Origin of the sequence: Actinoplanes sp. NPDC026670 (assembly GCF_040638175.1) — a bacterium.
Taxonomy (GTDB): domain Bacteria; phylum Actinomycetota; class Actinomycetes; order Mycobacteriales; family Micromonosporaceae; genus Actinoplanes.
In genome coordinates this window covers 49,111-72,372 of the sequence record NZ_JBEZXU010000041.1, presented here as the reverse complement: position 1 = coordinate 72,372, position 23,262 = coordinate 49,111, and the positions used below count along the sequence as shown (strand labels likewise).

Below are 23,262 nucleotides of genomic sequence, written 5' to 3'. Positions count from 1 at the left end.
TCGCCCAGCACGGTAAAAGGACACCCGAAAGCGCGGTGAGCGACGGCTCACGGTCCCCGACGACGACCAGCCGTCGCCCAGCACGGTAAAAGGACACCCGAAAGCGCGGTGAGCGACGGCTCACGGTCCCCGACGACGACCAGCCGTCGCCCAGCACGGTAAAAGGACGCCCGAAAGGACGGTGAGCGACGGCTCACGGTCTCGGACGACGACCAGCCGTCGCCCAGCACGGTAAAAGGACACCCGAAAGGACGGTGAGCGACGGCTCGCGGTCCCGACCAGCCGTTGCGCAGCGTGGTCAGCGGGGTGCGAGCGGCTAACGGTCGGCGTACAGGCGGGCCACCACGTCCTCGATGTCCGGCTCCAGCAGGGAGAGGTCGCGCACCGGGACCGCGGCGACCAGCGCGCCCACCGCAGCGGCCGCAGTCGTCGACTCCAGCGCGAACGTCGCACGATGACCATTAGCGGTCACGTTCGTGAGCACGGCACCCGGCAGGGCGAAGCCGGACGGCAACGGCTGTTCCAGATCGGCGACCAGGGTGCGGCGGGAGCCGTATCTGGCGTGCAGTGCCTCGATGCTGCCGTCGTGCACCACCCGGCCGTGGTCGATCACCACGAGACGTTCGCAGAGGCGTTCGATGTCGGCCAGGTCGTGGGTGGTCAGCACCAGGGTGACGTCACCGGTGGCGCCCAGCTCGGCCAGGAACGAGCGGACCGCCTGTTTGCTCACCACGTCCAGGCCGATCGTCGGCTCGTCCAGGAACAGCACCTCCGGGCCGTGCAGCAGGGCCGCGGTCAGTTCGCCGCGCATCCGCTGGCCCAGGGACAGCTGCCGGACCGGGGTGTCCAGGAACTCGTCCAGGTCGAGCAGCGACCGGCACCGGCGGAGACGAGCAGCGTGCTCGGCGGCCGGCACCCGGTAGATGTGCCGGAGCAGCTCGAACGACTCACGCAACGGCAGGTCCCACCACAGTTGCGAGCGCTGGCCGAAGACCACCCCGATCCGCAGCGCCAGTCTCGTGCGCTGCGGCACCGGCGCCAGGCCGCACACCGACACCTCCCCGGATGTGGGGGTCAGCACACCGGTGAGCATCTTCAGGGTGGTCGACTTGCCGGCGCCGTTCGGGCCGATGTAACCGACCATCTCACCGCGTTCGATGGTGAGGCTGACCCCGTCCACGGCGGCCACCGTCCGTTTCCTCCGCCGGAATCGGCCGGCTTTCACCCGTACCGTGAAATCTTTTTGAAGGTCTTGCATTTTGATCATGAGCCGGTGCTCCGGTAGTGACGGATGCCGGTGCGCCAGACCGCCGCGGCGATCGCCGCCGCACCGACCGCGACCAGCGGAGACAGGAAGCCGGCCCAGGCCGGCAGACCGAGCGGATCGGCCCGGCCGAGCAACGCGAGCGCCGGCTGATAGGCGACGAAACCGAAACCCAGGGCGTACGCGAAAAGGTTGCGGAACCAACCGCCATAAACCGAGATGGGGTACGAGGTGAAGTCGCGCCCGCCGTAGGTGAACGCGGATCCGATCTCCCCGGAATCGACCCACCAGAACGCCAGGCTGGCGCTGAGCACGAAGATCGACCCGAAGAAGACCGCCGCCGCGACCGGGGTGACCACGACCAGCAGCACCCGGCCCGGTGTCCAGTCGACGTGGTTGGCGGCGACCGCCACGCCCAGCACTGTGAATCCGAACACCACCCGCAGCGCCTTGCGCACCGGCAGGTCCATGAGCAGCAGCTGCGGCAACGCGGGCAGCGGCCGGACCAGAACCGCGTCCAGTGTCCCGGCCCGCACGTAGGTCTTCAGCCGGTCCACGTTGCCGACCGTGAGATCGGCCAGCGCGAACCCGGCCGAACTGAGCCCCACGATCAGCATCGCCTCGCGCAGGCTGAACCCGCCGACCGCCGGGGTGGCCCGGAACAGCACCAGCACGGTGAGCACGTCGAACACCGTCGCGCCGACATTGCCGAACAGCTCCACCAGGAACGACGCCCGGTACGACGTCGCCGACCGCAGCTGCGCCGACCCGAGAGCGACATACGCCCGCAGCTCACCCACCCTGCACCACCAGGCGTTTCTCGGCCCGCCGCTGGACCAGGGCGGCGAACGCCAGGATCCCGGCCGCCCACAGCAGCTGAAGGCCCACCAGGCCGGCCTGCAACGCCGGGCCGTCCCGTTCGGCGATCACGTCGAGTGGCGTCTGCAACAGGCTCGGCAGCGGAGTCAGCACCCACAGCGCCACCACGAACTCCTCCGGCAGCAGGCGCAACGGGAAGTACAGGCCGCCCAGCACACCCGAACCCAGCGTCCACAGCATGATCGGGCCGCGCGCGTCCTGGAGCCAGTACGCGGTCGCGTTGACGACATAACGGCAGCCGAAGCAGATCACCACGGCCAGAATCACCGAGACCGCGAACAGCGGAACCGTCTGCCACCGGGCCGGGGTGTGCAGCGGGAAGAACAGGGCGCCGGCCAGCAGCGGCGGACCGAACCTGGTCAGCATGCAATACAGTGCCCGGCCCAGGTCAGCGGCGAGATAGCCGGTCACCGGGGCGATCGGACGTAACAGGTCGGCCGCGATGTCGCCGGAACGGATCCGGTCGGCCAGCTCGGTCCAACCCCAGATACCGATGACACTCAGTAGACCCTGGCCCACCCAGACGTAGAGCGCGAGCTGCTCGGCGTCGTACCCCGCGGGCCTCTGCCCGGCCGCCTCCGCGGCCACCGCGAGCAGCACGTAACAGCGGAGGAAGCCGAACACGATGTTCGTGAACGTTCCGGCTATGGTGGCTTGCCGGTAGGTGGCGTACCGCCGGAAACCTGACCCGGTCAGCGCACCGAAAGTAGTGACGTAGGCGCGGAACGGACCGATTCGAGAGATCGTCGGCACGCTGGCGTCTCTCTGGCACACGCAGTTAATCTCCTTTCCAGACCCCCGCGACGGAGCCGGGCGACTCTACGCGGGTCCCCGGCCGGGCGCGGCACATTTTCTGACAGGTGGAGTTCGCCGTGACGGAGCGTTGCCATTCGACGGGTCACGCCCGATGAACGGTTGGGGCTCCCGGCCGGGCGACAGCTGGGGCGACGAACCCGCCTGGGTCTACGAGATCACCTGGGAGTGGGAGCCGCTGCCCGGTCAGCGCTATCCCGGCGACCCCGGCCGCCGCAAGGCCGTGCACACGCCCGTCTACGAGGCGTCGCGCGGCGGCTCCGCGCCGGCCAGCTCCGCACCGGCCAGCTCAGCGCCGATCAGCCCGGCGGGCCGCGCGTCGGTTCCGGGTTCGTCGTGGTCCGGATCGCCCGATCAAAATCAGTCACGGTACGAGGAGACGCGCCCCGAATCACGCGGACCCGCCGGCCCGCCGCAGCCGCCCCGGGATGAGCCCTCCTGGAACCGGCCGGGCCACCCCATGCCCGAACAGCGGCGCGGGGGTGTGCCGGTCTACGGGGCGTCGGCTCCGGTTTCGCCTGGACGTGCTCCAGACGGGGGTGGATGGGGGCGCGGGCCGGGCTCCGGACCTGCTTCCGGCTCTTCCGCCGGCGGACAGTTCGGTGGGCCGGGGCGTCCCGGTTCCGGGGCGCCCGGTCCCGGGCCGCACGGTGGGCCGGGTCCCTCTGGGCAGCCCGGTCCCGGGTTTGCCGGGCAGCGCGGTCCCGGGCCTTCCGGCCAGCCTGGGCACGGTGGGCCCGGCCAGCCAGGGCACGGTGGGCCCGGCCAGCCAGGGCACGGTGGGCCCGGCCAGCCTGGGCATGGGGGGCCGGGACAGCCGGGACACGGTGGGCCGGGTGCTCCCGTGCACGGTGGGCCGGGGGCCCCTGGGGTGGCGGGGCGTCCGGGGCCGGGGCGGCACGAAGGTGCGCCCGGTCGTCATGAAGGACATCCCGGACGGCATGAGCCAGGCCGTTTCGGTGGCCCGGTCGCGCCCGCGGCATCGGGCGGGTTCCCACCCGGTCGTGGGCGGCCCGATCAGGAACCCGGCTTCCAGGGTCGCCGGCCGGCTCCGGAGCAGCAGATTCCACGGCAGAGTGGAGACCCGCGCCCGGTTTCCGGCCCGGCGTCGCCGGTCGGACCGGCCTACGGCGCCGCACGTCCGGCGCCCGCTGACGCTTTCCCGGCATACACCGACGACCGCCGCACACCACGCGAAGGCCGCACCCCGGACGCGCCGTTCGACCTGCGCCCCGCGCCGCAGGACCGGAACTCCCCGGCACCCGCCCGTCCGGCGCCGCAGCCGACCCGCGTCACCCCGTCGCAGCCGGTCGCGCCCGCAGCCGTCTACCCGGCCGTTCCCGGCCAGGGCCCCGGCATGTCCGTGCCCACCCAGAACCGCGGAACGGCCGGCGGCGTCGCCCCGGTCTCCGGAGTGGCAACCCCCTACGGCCCCGGCCCGCACGGCCCTGGTTCCGGCGGCCCCGCGTCGAACGCCCCCGGCTCTCGTGGTCCCGGCTCAGGCGGCCCTGGCATGGGCGCTCCCGGCGCGGGCCGTCCCGGTGTCGGCGGTCCTGGCTCGGGCGGTCCCGGTGTCGGCGGTCCTGGCTCGGGCAGGCCCGGTGCGGGCGGTCCTCCGGGTGGGCCCGGTGCGGCTGGTCCGGCTTCTGGAGCGGGCGTCCCTGTGGTCCGGGGTCCGGATTCCGGGCCGGCGGCTCCGGGCGCGGCGTTCCCGCACGTGCAGCCGGGGCCGGAGGCCAGGCAGGTGCTGCGCGGGCCCGGCACGTCCGCGCCGGTCTCCGCGCCGTCGGCCTACACGACGCCCGGCGTCGCACCGGTTTCGAGCCCTGCGGCGCGCGACTCCCGTTCCGGGGTCAACCCGGTCTCCGGTCCGGCCGCAGCCGGCCCGCGCACCGGAAACGCCCAGGTCACCCCGCCGAGCGGGGTCGGCCCGCGCACCGGGAACGCGCCGGTCTCCGGGCCCGTTGGTCCGGCGACCCACGCCGGTGCCACGCCGCATTCCAGCCCGGCTCCGGCGACCCACGCCGGTGCCACGCCGCATTCCGGCCCGGCTGGCGTTGACTCGCGCACTTCAGCTGCGCCGGTCTCCGGGCCCGTGGCCGGCCACCCGCATGGTCAGCAGTGGCCGGAGGCTACTCAGGCGATCGGGGTGCCGGGTTCGGTCCCGAGCCGGGGACCGGGGGCTCCGACGGGTGTCGGGCCCGCTTCCGGACCGGTCGGGGCAGCCGGGCACGAGGCCGGAGTCTCGTTCCCGCGTGGGCAGGAACCGGCCGGGGCGAGCGGCTTCGGTGAGCGCGGCCATGACGAGCAGGACCCGACCCGGCCGCTCGACCCTCGCCGGCTGGTGCAGGGCACGAGTCCGGGTGGACGCCACGACGGTGTTTCCGACCCGGACGACCCGACACGTCCGTTCGGGCTTCGGCGGCGGGCCGGCAGCGAAGGGCTCGGGCCGGTCGAGGACTCCACCCGGGCGATCGACCCGCGTGGGCCGGCATCAGCCGTTCCGGGCGCGCCTGCGGCCGGCGGGCACGGTCCGGAGACCGGTCAGCGTCCGGCCGGGCTGCATTCCGAAACCGGGCAGAGGTCGGTGGTAGGGCCGCGGACCGGCCCGGAGACGCCCGTCGAATCGGGGCTCGCGCAGCCGCTTGCGGCGGAGACCGGTGGCGCTTCGGCGACCGGCGAATCGGCCCCGGCCGGAAGCTCGTCGGACGATTCGGGGGCCCACGGGCTCGGATGGCTGCTGTCGCAGAGCGGGCTCGGGGCGACCACCCCGGCACCCGAAGCCGAAGCGGCAGCGCCCGTCGAGAGTGTCGAACCCGAAGACCGGCCACACACCTGGTTCGCGTGGGGCGACGCCGGGGCCTCCGGCATCGCCGAGCCCGAAGCCGACGACAGCGAAACGGCTTCCGCACCGGCCGGCGACGTTTCCGCGCAGCCGGAACCGGCATCAACCGCGACCGCTCCGGCACCGACGGATCCGGCGCAGACCACCCCGGCCGAGACCACCCCGGCCGAGGCCACTCCGACGCAGACCACCCCGGCCCAGACCGCTCCGGCGCAGGCCACTCCGGCCCAGACGGTTCCGGCCCAGACGGTTCCGGCCCAGACGGTTCCGGCGCAGACCGCTCCGGCCCAGGTGGTTCCGGCGCCGCCTGGGTTTACGCCTGCTGCGCGTTCGGCTGAGGTGGCCGGCGTGGATTCGGCTGATGCGGCTTCGGCGGATCGCGTTGCGGTCGAGGCCTACCCGGCTGAGTGGCCAGCGACTTCGGACGCCGATCTTGTGGACGATCGGGAGGCGGTGCCCTCGGCTGGGTCGGCGATCCTTGAATACACGCCCACCTCTGCTGAACTCGCCCCGGGTGACGGAATCGGGGACGAGCCGGAACTTTCCGGCCGGATGACGGCCGATGATGAGGCTTCCCAGCCGGCCGGGATCGCGGCTGCCGAGGAAACGAGCCGGACTGATGAGGCCGGTTCCGATGACGCCACCGCGGTTGCCGGGATCGGCTTCCCGGCGGTGGGCGCGGTTTCTGACGATGAGGATCTGACCTCGATGCTGCACGGGCTCCCGGCCGAAGTGGCTGCGGGTTCGGATTCCGGCGAGGACCCGGGTTCGGGGAATGACGAGCCGATCCCGGCTGCCTCGTCGACGGATGGCGATGGCTGGCCGGCGGGCGATGAGGAGCCGGATCTCACTTCGACGATGCAGATCGTTCGGATCAAGGCTGCTGCGGTTCCGAATCCGCCGTCGACCGACTCGGCCGGCACGGAGTCCCCGGATGACGAGATCACCGTGGTCTCGGCGGTGGCGCAGCCGCTGTCGGACGATGCCGTCGACGTCGTGGAGCCGGACACGGCTCTGATCATCGGGGAACCGGAGACCGTCACGCTTCACACGGAGCCGGTGACCGTTCTCTTCGATGCCGAGCCCGAGACTGTAGTCGTCTCGGCCGAGCCGGACACCGTCGTGTTCTCCGCGGATGAGGAGACGGCTGTCCTGGATCCCGATGGGGACACCGTTCTGCTGAGCTCCGAGCCTCAGACGGTCATGCTGCACCCGGAACCGGAGACCGCCGCCATCCACGCGGAGCCCGAGACCGCCGCGATCCATGCGGAGCCGGAAACCGTCGCCATCCACGCGAAGCCGGAAACCGCTGTCATCCACCCGGAACCGGAGACCGCCGCGATCCACACGGAGCCCGAGACCGCCGCGATCCATGCGGAGCCGGAAACCGTCACCATCCACGCGGAGCCGGAAACCGCTGTCATCCACGCGGAGCCGGAGACCGTCACGATCCATGCGGAGCCGGAAACCGTCGCGATCCACACGGAGCCGGAAACCGTCGCGATCGCCACGGAACCGGAAGCCGGCGACCCAGCAACCGTCGCGATCATCGCGGAGCCGGAGGCTGTCGAGCCGGAGACCGGTGCGATCGAGCCGGAGCCGGAGCCGGAGCCGGAGCCGGAGCCGGAGGCTGCTGCGGCGGAACCGGCTGCGGAGACGGCCGACGTCGAGCAGGAGTCGGCGCCAAGCAGGCACGAATCCGGCGAAACCGCTGATAACGCCCAGGAGATCACGGCGCCTGACGATGCGGTGGCTGACTCGGACGGGCGGGACTCGGCGGCGGACGGGAGCGGCGACCCCTCCGGGGACGTGGCGGGCGGGGCTTTGGCCGTACCGCAGCAGGATGTGACGTCGGAGACAGCGAGCGGGAGCGCGGCTGAGACGCCGGCCGGGAACACGTCGCGGACCGCGCCGCCGGAGGCGGAGGATGCCGGGCGGGTCGAGCCGGTTCGGCAGCGGCGGGACCAGCGGGCGCCGGCGGACCGGAGGCGGGCCGATCCGGAGCAGATCCTGGCCGCCTATCCGTGGACCTACGATCCGCAGACGCTGCGCGAGCAGGTGGACGAACCGGACCGGCTGTGGGATGTCGCGGACCGGCTGACCGACCGGCTGGAGTTCGCCGAACGGGACAACGTGCGGGCCGGGCTGCTCAGCCTGCGGGCCGTGGTGCACCGGATCGTCGGCGAGTTGGACGACGCGCTCGCCGACGGGCGGGAGGGGCTGCGGCACGCCGAGGCGTCCGGGGAGTTGCGGACCAGGGCGATCGCGCAGGCGCGGCTCGCGCACGTTCTCCAGTGGCGGGGCGAGTTCGAGGAGGCGGACCGGCTGTACGCGGACGCCGACTCGCCCGAGCTGCCGCCGCGGACCCGGGCGGAGATCTGCGAGCTGGCCGGGCGGTCGGCCTACGAGCAGGGCCGCTATCTGGAGGCGGTCAACCACTTCGAACATGCGCTCGACGTACGCCGTGGCGACGACCCGGAGCTGGTGGAACGGGTCGAGCTGGCGCTGGACGCGATCTCCAGGCGTTCCGGGGCGGCCGGCTGGGGTCCCTATCCGCGGACCCGGGACGAGATCCTGGGGCTGCCCGCCGCGCCGGTGCCGCTGCTCGACGACGGCGCCGGGCTGTGGGGGTACGCGGCCGCGGTCGAACCCCGGTTCGCCGAGGCGCAGCCGTTCGCCGAGGGCCTGGCCTGGGTCCGGCGGCCGGACTCGGCGGCGTGGGAGCTGATCGACCCGGCCGGGGAGCTGATCATCGCGTCGGCGCACGGCTATGTCGGGGTGACCCGGTTCGCCGAAGGGCTGGCCTGGGTGACCCGGCAGGATCAGGGTGGCTGGTTCGCGATCGACCGGGACAACCGGCTGGTCGTGCCGGCCGGCGGGTTCGAGGACGCGAAACCGTTCCGGCGCGGGCTGGCCGTGGTCCGGCAGGGTGGCGTGTGGGGCGCCGTCGACCGGCACGGGCGGTTCGCGGTGACGCCGCTGTACCAGCAGTTCGTGACGGCGCTGCACGTCGGCGGGTCGATCGACGGGTTCACCGACGAGGGGCTGGCCGTCGTCGACGCCGGTGACCGGTTCGGTGTGCTGGACCGGGCCGGGCGGATCGTGGTGGATCCGGTGCACGCGGCCGTGGTGATCCATCCGGCGGCGTTCCTGGTGCGGAACGCGGCCGGGCTGTGGGGCGCGCTGGATCGGGCCGGCACGCCGCTCGTCGACATGGGGCACCCGGCTCCGGAGACGGTCGTCGAAACGCTGCCGGAGGAGAGCCGCCCGGTTCTCTAGGCTGAGGGGATGGAGTTTCGTCATCTCGGCCGTTCCGGCCTTCTGGTCAGCGAGATCGCCTACGGCAACTGGATCACCCATGGTTCGCAGGTGGAGGAGGAGGCCGCGCTCGCGTGCGTGCGCGCGGCCCTCGACTCCGGCATCACCACCTTCGACACCGCCGACGTGTACGCGGGAACGCGCGCCGAGGAGGTGCTGGGCCGGGCGCTGAAAGGCGAACGCCGGGCCGGCCTGGAGATCTTCACGAAGGTGTTCTGGCGGACCGGGCCGGGCGCCAACGACAGTGGCCTTTCCCGCAAGCACATCCTGGAGTCGATCGACGGGTCGCTGCGCCGCCTCGGCACCGACTACGTGGACCTCTACCAGGCACACCGGTTCGACCATCACACGCCGCTCGACGAGACCATGGAGGCGTTCGCCGACGTGGTGCGGGCCGGCAAGGCGCACTACATCGGGGTGTCCGAGTGGACCGCCGAGCAGATCCGGGCGGCCGCGCCACTGGCCCGGGAGCTACGGGTCCGGCTGGTGTCGAACCAGCCGCAGTATTCGATGCTGTGGCGGGTGATCGAGGCCGAGGTGGTGCCGGCCTCGCAGGAGCTGGGACTGGGCCAGATCGTCTGGTCACCGCTGGCGCAGGGGGTGCTGACCGGGAAGTACCGGGCCGGGGAGCAGCCGCCGGCCGGGTCACGGGCCACCGACGAGAAGTCCGGCGCCGGGTTCATCGCCCGCTGGATGGAGGACGACGTGCTGAACGCGGTCGCCCGGCTGAAACCGCTGGCCGACGAGGCCGGCCTGACCACGGCTCAGCTGGCGGTGGCGTGGGTGCTGCAGAACCCGAACGTCTCCGCGGCGATCATCGGCGCGTCCCGGCCCGAACAGGTCCGGGACAACGTCAAGGCGTCCGGGGTGAAACTGGACGACGGCCTGCTGAAGGCGATCGACGAGATCGTGGAGCCGGTCGTGACCCGCGACCCGTCGCTCACCTCCAGCCCGGCCAGACGTCCGTGACCCGTCACTCCCAGAAACGCATCAGGCTGAACCCGGCGCCGTAAAGGCGTGAGTCGATGCCGAGCAGCTCGGCCAGCCAGTCGACGAAGGTGAAGAACCACACGCCCACGTCGGTCTGCCAGAGCAGCAGGAACAGCACCAGGAAGCCCCAGGGCGCCATCAGGTTCCAGGCGCGCTGGTAGGCGGGGCTGAACCACGGGGAGATGATGCTGCCGCCGTCCAGCCCGGGGACCGGCAGGAAGTTGAGCACGCTCGCGGTCACCTGGAGGAAGGCGAGCAGGGCCAGAGCCGCCCAGAAGGCGCCGTGACTGTTGTCGGTGAGGGCGGCCTGGCCCAGGCCGGTCGGCACCACCTCGGGCGCCAGGCCGAACAGGAACGGCGTCGCCACGATCACCGCGAGCAGCACGTTGGTGAGCGGGCCGGACGCGCTGATCAGCGAGTCCTTCACCTTGCTCTGGATGTACCGGTGGTCGATCCAGACGGCGCCGCCGGGCAGGCCGATGCCGCCGAGGATCACCACGATCACCGGCAGCACGATGGAGAGCAGCGGATGGGTGTACTTCAACGGGTTGAGCCGCAGGTAACCCCGCTCGGCGACGGTCAGGTCACCGGAGAAGTAGCCGGTCACGGCATGTGCGTACTCGTGCAGGCAGAGCGAGATCACCCAGCCCGAGATCACGAACAGGAACACGTCGAAGCCGACGTTGCCGAAATTCGTCCAGGTCATCACGCCTGTCACGACGAAGACCGCGACGATGCCGACGAAGACCGGGCTCGGCACGAAGGCGTTGCGCGGTGTACGGGTGTAGACCGGTTCGTACGTCACGGCAGCCCGCTCACTCCGCCGGGAGCAGGCTCATCTGGTAGTCGACCCGGTCGTCCTCGACGAGGATGACCGTGCTGACCCCGGCGGCCTGCAACTGCCGCCACTCCTGCCCGATCCAGGACTCGGCGTCGGCCTGACTGCTGAACGACTCGTCCGGGCCGTCGACCGTCTTGCCGTCGACGTCCTCGTACCGCCAACTCCACGGCATGCAGCCGCCCCCTCACGTCAGTACCTCGGTGGGCTTCCACCCTACGGGTTCCGGCTGTGCGACCCGGCTCTAAGGTACGGGGCATGTCCGAAGATCGGTGGAACACGGTTCTGGTGCTCGGTGGTATCCGCTCCGGCAAGTCCGGGTTCGCCGAGTCACTCATCTCCGGCGCCCCCTCGGTGCGATACGTGGCGACCGCTGTCGGCGGCGAGGACGACCCCGAGTGGCAGGCCCGGATCGAGGCGCACCAGCGGCGGCGCCCCCAGTCCTGGACGACCGAGGAGACCGGCGCCGACCCGGCCGCGCTCACCGGACTGCTGCGCCAGGCCGGGCCGGGCGAGACGGTGCTCGTCGACGACCTCGGCGGCTGGGTGGCGGCCGTGCTCAACCCGGCCCGGCAGCCCAACGACGACGAGGCCGACGTGGCGGCGCTGGCCGCGGCCGTCCGGGCCACCGCGGCGCGGGTGGTGCTGGTCAGCCCCGAGGTCGGGCTGTCGCTGGTGCCGGTCACACCGGTCGGGCGGGCGTTCGCCGACGCGCTGGGCGCCACCAACCAGGCGCTGGCCGAGGCGGTCGACGCGGTGGCGCTGGTGGTCGCCGGGCAGACCACCTGGCTGAAGGGCTCGGCCGAGCCGGTGCAGGCCCCACGGGTGGCCTCCCGTCCGATCGCGGTGCCGACCCCGGCCACCCCGGCGCCGCCGCCCCCGCCCCCGCCGCCGGTCACCGTGGTCGAGCCGGTGGCCGAGCCGGAGCCGGTCGCGGCGCCGGTCAGCGCGCTCAGCGGGGCCACCATGACGCTGCCGCTGGTGGCGTCCGGGCTCACCGAGATCAAGCCGGGCATGGACCTGCCGCTGCCGAGCGCCGACGCCGGGCCGGACGCGCGGGAGCGCCTGTCCGGGCTGGACCTGCCGGGCGGCGGGCTGGGCGCGCTCGGCGAGGCGATCGAGTTCGCGGCGGCCACCCAGAGCTCGGTCACCCCGCGCGCCTGGACGGGTGTCCGGGTGGTGGTGATCGGCGGGCGGCGTACCGGTGGGGCGGTGGCCGGCGCCGACACCGCCGACGTGGAACGCCGGATCGCCGAAGCCGAGCTGGGCGTCGGGCTGCTGGGCCGGCTGGCCGGTCCGGCCGGCGCCGACATCTCGGTGCTGCGCACCGCGGCCACCGGCGCGATGGAGGACGGCCCGGTCACCTCGGAGCGGGAGGTCGAGGCCGCGCTGCGGGACGGCTGGCGGCTCGCCGACAGCGCCGCCGACGCCGGCCGGGACGTGATCGTGCTCGCCGGCATCTCAGCCGGTGTCGAGGCGGCCGCGACCGCGGTGCTGGCCGCCACCACCGGCGCCGAGCCGGTCGCCACCCTGCCCCGGGTGCAGGTGCCCGGCGCCCGCTTCGACGACGCCGCCTGGATGGCTCGCTGCGCCGCGATCCGCGACGCGCTGCACCGGATCCGGCAGGAGCCGCGTGGCGCCGTCGACATCCTGCGGCAGGTCGGCGGCCTCGACGTGGCGGTCGCGACCGGCCTGCTGCTGGGCGCCGCCGCCCGTCGCATCCCGGTGCTGGTCGACGGCCCGCTCGGGATCGCCGCCGGGCTGGTCGCCCGTGACCTGGCCAGCCAGACCCGGCACTGGTGCCTGCTGCCCGAGGCGGGCACGCTGGCGCTGGTCAAGCAGGGCGCCGACGTGCTCGGGCTGACCCCGGTGCTCCAGGTCGGGCTGGACCTCGGCGAGGGCGCCAACGCGCTGACCGTGCTGCCGGTGCTGCGGACCGCGATCGGGCTGGCGGCGGCGCTGCCGGTGCACCCGGCGATGCTCGGCGAAGTCGGTGACGACGGCCTCGACGAGGACGACGAGGTGCCCGATGACGACGATGCCGATCTCGACGACGACGGCCCGGATCTGCCGTTCAACACCGCGGCGTTCAATGCGATCAGCCCGCGTACGGAGTGGGGTGCTTGACGGGCTACCGCCTGCGGTGCGCAATGTCTGACGGGCTGACGCCGGCGGTGCGGGGTGTTTGACGGGGTTCGCCTGGCGGTCACGACGCTGACCGTGCTGCCGGTGCGTGCCGGCCGGGTGGATCGGGCGGCCGCCGCGGTGGCGATGTCGGTGGCGCCGGTCGTGGGGGCGCTGCTGGGGCTGGCCCTGGCCGGGCTGCACACCGGTCTGCGGGCGGCCGGGTCGCCGGAGCTGGTCGCGGCCGGGCTGACCGTTGCGGCGGGTGCGCTGCTGACCCGTGGGCTGCATCTGGACGGGCTCGCGGACACGGTGGACGCGCTCGGGTCGTACCGCTCGGGCCCCGCCGCCCTGGAGATCATGAAGAAGCCGGACATCGGGCCGTTCGGCGTGGTGGCGCTCTGTGCCACGGTGCTCGTTCAGGCCGCTGCGGTGGCCGCCGCCGGGCCGTGGGCGATCGTGACGGCCTGGGCGGCCGGGCGGCTCGCGGTGAGCGCCGCCTGCCGCCGCGGGGTGCCGCCGGCCCGCCCGGAGGGGCTGGGCGCGATGGTGGCGTCCACGGTGCCGCTCTGGGCGGTGGCGGCGGGCGCGGCGTTCGTCGGTGCGATCGGGCTTGCCGCGGTTCCGGACCGCCCGTGGCAGGGGCCGGCCGCCGTCGCCGCGTCACTGTTCGCGGTGGTCCTGCTTCTCCGTCATGCGGTACGGCGATTCGGCGGCATCACCGGCGACGTGCTGGGGGCGTCCGTGGAGCTGGCCGTGACGCTCACCCTCGTGCTGGTGACCCTGTCCTGAACCCGGCTCGGTGCGAGCCGGCCGGAGGGCTGATTCAGCGGACGGACGGGGTCACGAAGGGCGGCTTCACCAGGCGGGCCTCGGTGCGGCGGCCACGGATGTCGATGGCGACCAGGTCACCGTCGGCCAGGGCGGCCGCGGTGTCGATCAAAGCCAGCGCGATGCCCACCTTACGGGTCGGCGAGAAGGTGCCACTGGTCGTCTCGCCGATCGGGTGCTCCCCCGCGTACACCCGCATGTGTCCTCGTGGGATGCCGCGGCCGGTGAGCTCCAGGCCGCGCAGTTGCCGGCGCGGACCGGCGGTCTTCTCGGCCTGAAGGGCCGTTCGTCCCCAGAAGGCGGGTTTGCCCCAGCCGACCGCCCACCCGGAACGCGCCTGCACCGGGCTGATGTCGAGGCTGAGGTCCTGGCCGTGCAGCGGATAGCCCATCTCGGTGCGCAGCGTGTCCCGGGCGCCGAGCCCGCACGGGCGCACCCCGGCGCCGATCACCGCGTCCCACACCGCGGGCGCGTCGTCCCACCCGACGACCAGTTCGTAGCCGTGCTCGCCGGTGTACCCGGTACGGCAGACGGTGAGCTCGGCGCCGCCGAACGACGCGGTGACGAACGACATGTAGCCGTGCCCGGCAGGCAGGCCGAGCTTGCCGAGGATCTCCGCCGACTGCGGGCCCTGGACGGCGAGGATCGCGTGGTCGCGGTGCTCGCCGGTGACGGTCAGGCCGGCCGGCGCGGCGGCGGCGAGCCGGCGGACGACCTCGGCGGTGTTCGCCGCGTTCGGGATCAGGAAGACGTGGTCGTCGCCGTGCAGGTAGGCGATCAGGTCGTCGACGACGCCGCCGGACTCGTCGCAGCACAGCGTGTACTGCGCCTGGCCGGGGGTGATCCGGCCGAGGTCGTTGGTCAGGCAGGAGTCGACGAAAGCGGCCGCCCCGGCGCCCCGGACACGGGCCTTGCCCAGGTGCGACACGTCGAAGACGCCGGCGGCCTCGCGGACCGCGGCGTGTTCTTTCAGGACGCCACCCCCGGCGTACTCCAGGGGCATGTCCCAGCCGCCGAACGCTGCGAACTTCGCGCCGAGGGTGACGTGGCGATCGTGCAGCGGAGACTGAAGCGGCGCGGAAGACATGAGACTCAACTTACCGGTGACCTTGGGCGGCATTAGAGTCGCGGGGACAACACCGTTTTCCCAATAGCCGGGAGCACGCCTACCGGCGCTGTTCCTGCCAAGACGTCCGGAGAGTCCGAGTGACCCAGCCCAGCCTCAGCCTGGTCGACACCGACCCGGCCGAATCGGCGGTCGATGCGATCGTCATCGGCCTGCACAGCCAGCCAGACGAGGCAGGCACCCTGTTGCCGGCCTCGGGCGCCGAGAGCATCACCGCCGCCTTCGACGGCAAGCTGATCTCGACGCTGGCTCTGCTCGGCGCGACCGGGGCCGCCGGTGAGGTGACCAAGCTGGCCACCCTCGGCACGATCGCCGCGCCGCTGCTGGTGGCGGTCGGCCTCGGCGCCGAGCCGGACGGCCCCGCCCCCGACCTGGAGACCCTGCGCCGCGGCGCCGGCGCGGCGGTCCGCGCCCTGGCCGGCAGCGCCACCGTGGTGCTGGCCCTGCCGGTGCCCGACGACGCGGACGCCCCGCCGGTGCTGCGCGCCGTGCTCGAGGGCGCCCTGCTCGGCGGCTACCGTTTCGCCGGTTACAAGACCAAGCCGCAGAAGGGACGCCGCGACCCGGTCGCCGAGCTGCGCCTGCACGTCGCGGACGCCTCCGACGAGGCGGCGGCGGCCGAGCTGCGCCGCGCCGAGGTGGTCGCCGCGGCGGTGCGACGGACCCGGGACTGGGTGAACACCCCGCCGAACGCGCTGCGCCCGGCCGACCTGGCCGACCAGGTGGCGGCGGCCGCCACCGAGGCCGGCCTCGGTGTCGAGGTGCTCGACTTCGACCAGCTCAAGGCCGGTGGGTACGGCGGCATCGTGGCGGTCGGGCAGGGCTCGGAGGCCCCGCCGCGGCTGGTGAAGCTGACCTACACGCCGGACGGCGTGACCGACCCGAAGCGGATCTCGCTGGTCGGCAAGGGCATCACCTTCGACACCGGTGGCGTCAGCATCAAACCGGCCGCCGGCATGTGGGAGATGAAGTCGGACATGGCCGGCGCGGCCGCCGTGGCTGCCACGCTGATCGCGATCGCCCAGCTCAAGCCGGGTGTCGCGGTCTCCGGTTACCTGGCCATCGCGGAGAACATGCCGTCCGGTTCGGCGTACCGGCCGGGTGACGTGATCACCATGTACGGCGGCAAGCGGGTCGAGGTGTTCAACACCGACGCCGAGGGCCGGATGGTGCTGGCCGACGCGATCGCCCGGGCCTGCGAGGACGGCACCGACTACCTGTTCGAGACGTCGACGCTGACCGGCGGGCAGGTGATCGCGCTGGGCAAGCGGATCGCCGGCCTGATGGGGTCGGACGAGGCGACCGCGCTGGTCGAGGCGGCCGGCAAGGCGGTCGGCGAGCCGGCCTGGCGGATGCCGCTGCCGGACGACGTGCGCAAGGGCATGGAGTCGGAGATCGCCGACATCTGCCAGACCAACGCGAACATGGACCGGGCCGGGCACATGCTCCAGGGCGGCGTGTTCCTGCGCGAGTTCGTGGCCGAGGGCGTGGAGTGGGCGCACATCGACATCGCGGGCCCCAGTTACCACACCGGTGAGGCGAACGGTTACTGGACGAAGGGTGGCACCGGCATCCCGGTCCGCACCTTCCTCCAGCTGGTCGACGAGCTCTCCTGACGCGGCGGGCGCCGCCCGGCTCAGACCGGGCGGCGCCGCTGCCGTTCGTTGTAGTCGCGCATCCGCTGTGGATAGCCGAGGAGTTTCACGTCGTAGATCGGCATGCTGAGCTGGTGTGCGAATTTCCACGCGACATCGGGCGAGCCGATTCGGCGACGGGTCCATTCACCGTCGTGTGCCACAAGCAACAGGGTGGTCTCGGTCACTGTCGTCTGTGGCTCGATGAAAGCCTCGACTCCCTGCTTCGACCGGAAGAATTGCGTAAGATGCTCCAGATCGGCCTGGTTGACCTGTCGGCCGCCGGGTCCGCTGGCCCGGGGACGCCGCCGAAACCAAGCCACTGCTCCTCCTCGCGTTCGATCCCGCAAGGGTACGTCGGACCGACGTGTCGTGGGGCACCTGACTGCATTGACCGGGTCGCGAAGTGACAAGATGTCGGTGACGGGACTGTGACCGTTTCCATTGTGTGACCCACACCGGAGACGATGCGACCACTGGAGTCAACGTGAGCCAGCCCAACGGCGGAACCTTCGACATCGTCATTCTCGGCGCCGGCAGTGGTGGCTATGCGGCCGCCCTGCGTGCCGCTCAGTTCGACCTCAAGGTCGCGCTGATCGACAAGGCCGAGCTCGGCGGCACCTGCCTGCACCGCGGGTGCATCCCCACGAAGGCCCTCCTGCACGCCGCGGAGATCGCCGACCAGACGCGTGAGAGCGAGCAGTTCGGCGTCAAGGCCGACCTCGTCGGCATCGACATGGCGGGCGTCAACGCGTACAAGGACGGGGTGGTCGGCCGTCTGTACAAGGGTCTGACCGGCCTGCTCGGGCACAACAAGAACATCACGATCGTCCAGGGCGAGGGCAAGCTCGTCAGCAAGGACACCGTCGAGGTCGCCGGCCAGCGCTACACCGGCCGTAACGTCATCCTCGCCACCGGCTCCTACTCGCGCTCGCTGCCCGGCCTCGAGGTCGACGGCAAGCGGGTGCTGACCAGCGAGCACGCGCTCAAGCTGGACCGGGTGCCGTCCTCGGCGATCGTGCTCGGCGGCGGCGTGATCGGCGTCGAGTTCGCCAGCGTGTGGAAGTCGTTCGGCGCCGACGTGACCATCATCGAGGCCCTCCCCCGCCTGGTCGCCGCGGAGGACGAGGAGATCTCGAAGCAGGTCGAGCGCGCCTTCCGCAAGCGGAAGATCAACTTCAAGGTCGGCAAGCCGTTCGAGAAGGTCGAGCACACCGACAACGGCGTCAAGGTCACCATCGCCGGCGGCGAGACCCTGGAGGCCGAGGTGCTGCTGGTCGCGGTCGGCCGCGGCCCGACCACCGCCAACCTGGGGTATGAGCAGCAGGGCATCACCCTCGACCGGGGCTTCGTGATCGTCGACGAGCGGCTGCGCACCGGTGTCGGCAACATCTACGCCGTCGGCGACATCGTCCCCGGTCTCCAGCTCGCGCACCGCGGCTTCCAGCAGGGCATCTTCGTGGCCGAGGAGATCGCCGGCAAGAAGCCCGCGGTCATCGACGAGGCGGGCATCCCGCGGGTCACCTACTCCGACCCGGAGGTCGCGTCGGTCGGCATCACCGAGGCGAAGGCCAAGGAGCAGTACGGCGCGGACAAGGTCTCGACGTACAACTACAACCTCGGCGGCAACGGCAAGAGCCAGATCCTCAAGACCGCGGGCTTCATCAAGCTGGTCCGGGTCAACGACGGCCCGGTCGTCGGGGTCCACATGGTCGGCGCCCGGGTCGGCGAGCTCGTCGGCGAGGCCCAGCTGATCACCAACTGGGAGGCCTTCCCCGAGGAGGTCGCCCAGCTCGTACACGCCCACCCGACGCAGAACGAGGCGCTGGGCGAGGCCTTCCTCGCGCTCGCGGGCAAGCCGCTGCACGCGCACAGCTGATCTGATCGTTCTTACGCTTTAGGGAGTTTGGGAAAAGATGCCGACATCGGTAACCATGCCGCGGCTGGGTGAGAGCGTCACCGAGGGAACCGTGACGCGCTGGCTCAAGCAGGAGGGCGAGCGCGTCGAGGCGGACGAGCCGCTGCTCGAGGTCTCCACCGACAAGGTCGACACGGAGATCCCGTCGCCCGCCGCGGGCATCCTCTCGCGGATCGTGGTCGGCGAGGACGAGACCGCGGAGGTCGGCAGCGAGCTGGCCGTCATCGCGGGTGACGGTGAGGACGCCGGTGCGGCCGCGCCCGCCCCGGCCCAGGAGCAGAAGACCGAGGCGGAGCCCGCCGCTCCGGTGGCCCCGTCGACCGAGAAGCCGGTCGAGGCGGAGGCCCCGGCCCCGCAGGCCGCCGCTCCGGCCGCCGGTGGCGAGGGCACCGAGGTGAAGCTGCCGGCGCTCGGCGAGAGCGTCACCGAGGGCACCATCACCCGCTGGCTGAAGGCCGTCGGCGACACCGTCGAGGCGGACGAGCCGCTGGTCGAGGTCTCCACCGACAAGGTCGACACGGAGCTGCCGTCTCCGGTCGCCGGCACCCTGCTGGAGATCAAGGTCGGCGAGGACGAGACCGCCGAGGTCGGCGCCGTGCTGGCGATCGTGGGCACCCCGGGCAGCGCCCCGGCGGCCGCTCCGGCGCCCGCTCCGGAGCCGGAGAAGCCCGCCGCGGCCCCCGCGCCGCAGCAGGCCGCCGCGCCCAAGGTGGAGAGCGCCCCGGCCCCGAAGATCGAGAGCGCCCCGGCGCCCAAGATCGAAAGCGCCCCCGCGCCCGCGCCCGCCCCGGCCGCGGTCCAGTCGAACGGGGCCGGCGACGCCGGTTACGTGACCCCGCTGGTCCGCAAGCTGGCCGCCGAGAAGGGCGTGGACCTGTCCAGCCTGACCGGCACCGGTGTGGGTGGCCGCATCCGCAAGCAGGACGTGATCGACGCCGCCGAGAAGGCCGCCGCGGCCAAGGCTCCGGCGCCGGCAGCCCAGGCCGAGAGGGCTGCCGCGCCGACCGAGAAGGCGGCGCCCAAGGCGGAGCCGAGCCCGCTGCGCGGACGCACCGAGAAGCTGACCCGGATCCGTGCCACGATCGCCCGCCGCATGGTGGAGTCGCTGCAGGTCTCCGCGCAGCTCACCACGGTGGTCGAGGTCGACGTGACCAAGATCGCCAACCTGCGGAACAAGGCGAAGGCCGACTTCCAGGCCAAGCACGGCGTGAAGCTGACCTTCCTGCCGTTCTTCGCGCTGGCCACGGTCGAGGCGCTGCAGCAGCACCCGGTGGTCAACTCGTCGATCGACGTCGAGGCGGGCACCGTGACCTACCACGGCGCCGAGCACCTCGGTATCGCGGTGGACGCGCCGAAGGGCCTGGTCGTCCCGGTCATCAAGGACGCCGGCGACCTCAACCTGGCCGGCCTGTCCAAGCGGATCGCGGACCTCGCGGACCGGACCCGCAACAACAAGATCGGGCCGGACGAGATCGGTGGCGGCACGTTCACGCTGACCAACACCGGCAGCCGGGGCGCGCTGTTCGACACGCCGATCATCAACCAGCCGCAGGTCGGCATCCTCGGTCTCGGCGCGGTCGTCAAGCGCCCGGTGATCGTGAACGACCCGGACCTGGGCGAGATCATCGTGCCGCGGTCGATGGTCTACCTGGCGCTCTCCTACGACCACCGGATCGTGGACGGCGCGGACGCCGCCCGCTTCCTGGGCACGCTCAAGGAGCGCCTGGAGGCCGGGCACTTCGAGGCGGACCTCGGCCTGTAGCGGTCATCACACCGGGGGGTGCGCCGTCACGGCGTACCCCCCGGTTTGTTTTGGATCGTGCGATTTTCGGGAAAGAATCACGTCATGCGCATCGTCATGGCCGGGGCGTCCGGATTCCTGGGCACACGGCTCGCCGAACGGCTGCGGCAGAGCGGCCACGACATCGTCCGGCTGGTCCGGCGGCCCGCCGAGCGCCCGGACGAGGCCACCTGGGATCCCGCCCAGGGGCGCCTGGACGTCACGGTGCTGGCCGGCGCGGACGCGGTGATCAATCTCTCCGGGGCGAACGTCGGCGACCGGCGGTGGACGGCCGCGTACAAGCGGGTGCTGCGGTCCAGCCGGATCGACACCACCGACACCCTGGCCCGGGCGATCAGCAAACTGCCGGACACGGATCGGCCACGCACGCTGCTCCAGGGCTCCGGGGTGGGGTGGTATGGCGACACCGGCGATCAGGCGGTCACCGAGGACGCGTCGGCCGGCACCACCTTCCTGGCCGACCTGTGCCGGGTGTGGGAGGCCGCGGCCCGGCCCGCCGAGGACGCCGGCGCCCGGGTGGTGCTGCTGCGCACGGCGCCGACGATCGACGCCGGTGGTTCGCTGATCAAGCCGCTGCTGCTGCCGTTCAAGCTGGGCGCGGGCGCCCGGATCGGCGGCGGGCGGCAGTGGATGGCCTGGATCGCGCTGGCCGACTGGCTGGCCGCGGCCGAGTTCCTGCTGGACCGGGCGGATGTCGCCGGGCCGGTCAACATGGTGTCGCCCAAGCCGGTGACCAACGCGGAGTTCACCCGTGACATGGCCCGGGTGCTGCGCCGGCCGGCCCTGTTGTCGGTGCCGGGGCCGGTGCTGGACCTGGTGATCGGCGAACTGGCCGGGGAGGCGCAACGTTCTCAGCGGGTGTTGCCGGGAGTGTTGAGCAATGCCGGATTCGAGTGGGCGTACCCCGATATGGTGGACGCCCTTGTGGCTGCTCTGCGCCCCGAACCGGCGGTGACCGGGTAAAGCGGCTCAGGGTTTCTTGCTAACCTGCGGCTGATGTCCGTCGTCGCCCCTGCCCCCGCCGAGTCCGCTGATCCGCCCGTCGAGCCTCCGGCGCTGCCTCGCGCCCGTCCTTGGCGTGCGCATCTGACGGTCGCCATGCTCGCTCTCAGCCTCGCCGTCTATGTGACGAACGGCCTGTGGCGCGCCCCGTATCAGAACGGCCTCTCCGACAACATCGGTGACCAGGCGTTCTTCGAGTGGTTGCTGGGCTACGGCGTCTACACGCTGGGGCACGGCTCGGATCCGTTCTTCACCGACCTGCTGAACGTGCCGTGGGGGGTGAACCTGGCGGCGAACACTTCGATCTCGGTCTACACGATCCTGTTCGCCCCATTGACCTACCTGGCCGGCCCTCAGGTCAGTTATGTGACAATCCTCACGTTGAACCTCGCCGGGTCCGCTTTCGCCTGGTATCTGTTCCTCAACCGCTGGCTGGTCCGCAGCCCGCTCGCGGCCGGGCTGGGCGGCATCTTCTGCGGCTTCGCGCCGGGTTTCATCTCGCACGCCAACGGCCACCTCAACTGGACGGCCGGCTGGGTCGCGCCGGTCGTGGTGTGGCAGGTGCTGCGGCTGCGGCAGCCGGGCCACTGGTTCCGTAACGGGCTGGTGCTGGGCCTGATGCTCGCGGCGTTCTTCACGATCGCCGCCGAGGGGCTCTTCTACACCGCGCTGGCCAGCGGCATCTTCATCATCACCTGGTCGCTGGCCAAGGCGGTGCGGACCGAGGTGAAAGCCGCGTTCACCACCGTGCTGCGTGCGCTCGGGGTGACCGCGGTGGTGGCCGGCGCGCTGCTGGCCTATCCGCTGTACATGCACTTCGCCGGCCCGCAGACGTTCTCCGGCACCGGGTTCAACCAGCGCTACTTCGCCGAGGACGCAGCCGCCTACCTGTCGTTCCCGAGCCGGTCACTGGCCGGGCTCTTCGGGTTCGGCTCCGACCTGGCCCCCAACCGGACCGAGGAGACGTCGTTCTTCGGTGTCCCGCTGGTGCTGCTGATCCTCGTGTCACTGGTGCTGGTCTGGCGCCGGGCCGACCCGGGCCGCCGGGCCACCCTGCGGGCGATCGTGCTGATCGGTCTCCTCTTCCTGGTGCTGTCGCTGGGCCCGCGGCTCAACTGGATGGACGCCGAGCAGCCGGTTCCGCTGCCGTACGCGTTGCTCGCCCACCTGCCGCTGTTCGACGCGGCGCTGCCGTTGCGCCTGGCGCTGGTGGTGGCCGTGGTCTTCGGCGTGGTGCTGGCGCTGATCGCCCAGGAGCTGCTGGACCGGCGGTTCTCGCCCACCGTGCAGACCGGGCTGACCGCGGCGATCGTGGTGGCGCTGCTGCCGATCCTCCCGCTGCCGGTGCGCCACCAGCAGCGGGCGCCCGAGCCCGACTTCATCGCCAACGGCACCTGGCAGCGGTACGTGTCGGACAACGGTGTGATCTCCGCCCTACCGTTCGCGCTGAACGTCACCGCCGACGGGCAGCGCTGGCAGGCGTACACGATGGCCCGCGGCGGCCCGCAGTTCCGGATCCCGGGCGGCTACTTCCTCGGCCCGATGAACCACACCGAGGCGGGCCGTAAGGAGATCGGCCGGATCGGCGCCCCCAATCTGCCGACCGACTGGCTGTTCACCCGTGCCGCGCTGTACGGCTACGTCACCGAGCTCAGCGACGGGGACCGGGCGCAGGCCCGCGCCGACTTCAAGTACTGGGGCGTCGAGGCGGTGTTCCTGCCCGAACAGATCACCGGTTCCGACCACATGACCCTGTTCCGTAACGCGGTTCTCGTGACGGCCACCGATCTGCTCGGCGAGCCGGAACGCGTCGACGACGTTCTGGTGTGGCGCATCCGTCCCGGCGTGGACCCGATCGACCGATGAATTCGGGGCTGGA

Annotated in this window: 16 protein-coding genes; 9 read left to right on the top strand and 7 right to left on the bottom strand. The window is 72.2% G+C overall.

The window, feature by feature from the left end; all coding sequences use genetic code 11:
• Positions 1-316: 316 nt before the first annotated feature.
• From AB0E94_RS33315 to AB0E94_RS33305, 3 genes are read right to left on the bottom strand one after another with little or no spacing between them, the layout of a single operon-like run.
• Entirely contained in the window at positions 317-1,267 is a 951-nt protein-coding gene (locus AB0E94_RS33315) for an ATP-binding cassette domain-containing protein (protein ID WP_360334631.1), read from the bottom strand.
• Positions 1,264-2,064, bottom strand: coding sequence for an ABC-2 family transporter protein (locus tag AB0E94_RS33310; RefSeq protein WP_360334629.1), 801 nt, complete (start codon positions 2,062-2,064; stop codon positions 1,264-1,266). The genes AB0E94_RS33315 and AB0E94_RS33310 overlap by 4 nt, the downstream gene beginning before the upstream one ends.
• Positions 2,057-2,887: an ABC-2 family transporter protein gene (locus AB0E94_RS33305; RefSeq protein WP_360334712.1), complete on the bottom strand. Its 831-nt coding sequence runs from the start codon at positions 2,885-2,887 to the stop codon at positions 2,057-2,059. The genes AB0E94_RS33310 and AB0E94_RS33305 overlap by 8 nt, the downstream gene beginning before the upstream one ends.
• Before the next feature lie 2,218 nt (positions 2,888-5,105).
• Here AB0E94_RS33305 and AB0E94_RS33300 point away from each other — a divergent pair.
• Both AB0E94_RS33300 and AB0E94_RS33295 read left to right on the top strand, forming a co-directional pair.
• Positions 5,106-9,080: a WG repeat-containing protein gene (locus AB0E94_RS33300; protein ID WP_360334626.1), complete on the top strand. Its 3,975-nt coding sequence runs from the start codon at positions 5,106-5,108 to the stop codon at positions 9,078-9,080.
• 9 nt (positions 9,081-9,089) lie between these two features.
• Complete coding sequence (locus tag AB0E94_RS33295) at positions 9,090-10,088, top strand: aldo/keto reductase family protein (RefSeq protein WP_360334623.1); 999 nt, start codon at positions 9,090-9,092, stop codon at positions 10,086-10,088.
• A gap of 4 nt (positions 10,089-10,092) precedes the next feature.
• Here AB0E94_RS33295 and AB0E94_RS33290 read toward each other — a convergent pair whose 3' ends face one another.
• On the bottom strand, positions 10,093-10,914 hold the full coding sequence (locus AB0E94_RS33290; protein ID WP_360334620.1) for a site-2 protease family protein: 822 nt from the start codon (positions 10,912-10,914) through the stop codon (positions 10,093-10,095).
• A gap of 10 nt (positions 10,915-10,924) precedes the next feature.
• Positions 10,925-11,122, bottom strand: coding sequence for a hypothetical protein (locus AB0E94_RS33285; protein WP_317787771.1), 198 nt, complete (start codon positions 11,120-11,122; stop codon positions 10,925-10,927).
• An 83-nt stretch (positions 11,123-11,205) separates the two neighbouring features.
• Here AB0E94_RS33285 and AB0E94_RS33280 point away from each other — a divergent pair, with 83 nt between their 5' ends.
• A complete protein-coding gene (locus AB0E94_RS33280) occupies positions 11,206-13,074 on the top strand; it encodes a bifunctional adenosylcobinamide kinase/adenosylcobinamide-phosphate guanylyltransferase (protein ID WP_360334617.1) in 1,869 nt (622 codons plus the stop codon).
• A gap of 54 nt (positions 13,075-13,128) precedes the next feature.
• Positions 13,129-13,863 carry an adenosylcobinamide-GDP ribazoletransferase gene (locus AB0E94_RS33275; protein ID WP_360334614.1) on the top strand — a complete coding sequence of 245 codons (735 nt, stop codon included), beginning with the start codon at positions 13,129-13,131 and terminating at the stop codon, positions 13,861-13,863.
• Positions 13,864-13,897: 34 nt separating this feature from the next.
• Here the strand turns inward: AB0E94_RS33275 and gcvT are convergent, their stop codons facing one another.
• The gene (gene gcvT, locus AB0E94_RS33270) at positions 13,898-14,989 is read right to left on the bottom strand and encodes a glycine cleavage system aminomethyltransferase GcvT (protein WP_360334611.1); all 1,092 of its coding nucleotides are present in this window, start codon (positions 14,987-14,989) and stop codon (positions 13,898-13,900) included.
• A gap of 119 nt (positions 14,990-15,108) precedes the next feature.
• On the opposite strand from gcvT, the gene AB0E94_RS33265 reads away from it, so the two are divergent.
• Positions 15,109-16,644 carry a leucyl aminopeptidase gene (locus AB0E94_RS33265; protein ID WP_360334609.1) on the top strand — a complete coding sequence of 512 codons (1,536 nt, stop codon included), beginning with the start codon at positions 15,109-15,111 and terminating at the stop codon, positions 16,642-16,644.
• A 20-nt stretch (positions 16,645-16,664) separates the two neighbouring features.
• Here the strand turns inward: AB0E94_RS33265 and AB0E94_RS33260 are convergent, their stop codons facing one another.
• Positions 16,665-16,985, bottom strand: coding sequence for a hypothetical protein (locus tag AB0E94_RS33260; protein ID WP_360334606.1), 321 nt, complete (start codon positions 16,983-16,985; stop codon positions 16,665-16,667).
• Positions 16,986-17,149: 164 nt separating this feature from the next.
• Between AB0E94_RS33260 and lpdA the strand changes: the two genes are divergently transcribed.
• The 4 genes from lpdA to AB0E94_RS33240 all read left to right on the top strand — a co-directional run bounded on the left by lpdA (position 17,150) and on the right by AB0E94_RS33240 (position 23,249).
• Positions 17,150-18,541: a dihydrolipoyl dehydrogenase gene (lpdA, locus tag AB0E94_RS33255; RefSeq protein WP_360334603.1), complete on the top strand. Its 1,392-nt coding sequence runs from the start codon at positions 17,150-17,152 to the stop codon at positions 18,539-18,541.
• A 37-nt stretch (positions 18,542-18,578) separates the two neighbouring features.
• Positions 18,579-20,342 carry a 2-oxoglutarate dehydrogenase, E2 component, dihydrolipoamide succinyltransferase gene (gene sucB, locus AB0E94_RS33250; protein WP_360334600.1) on the top strand — a complete coding sequence of 588 codons (1,764 nt, stop codon included), beginning with the start codon at positions 18,579-18,581 and terminating at the stop codon, positions 20,340-20,342.
• Positions 20,343-20,426: 84 nt separating this feature from the next.
• A complete protein-coding gene (locus tag AB0E94_RS33245) occupies positions 20,427-21,344 on the top strand; it encodes a TIGR01777 family oxidoreductase (RefSeq protein ID WP_360334597.1) in 918 nt (305 codons plus the stop codon).
• 33 nt (positions 21,345-21,377) lie between these two features.
• The gene (locus AB0E94_RS33240; RefSeq protein ID WP_360334594.1) at positions 21,378-23,249 is read left to right on the top strand and encodes a DUF2079 domain-containing protein; all 1,872 of its coding nucleotides are present in this window, start codon (positions 21,378-21,380) and stop codon (positions 23,247-23,249) included.
• The last annotated feature ends 13 nt before the right edge of the window (positions 23,250-23,262 follow it).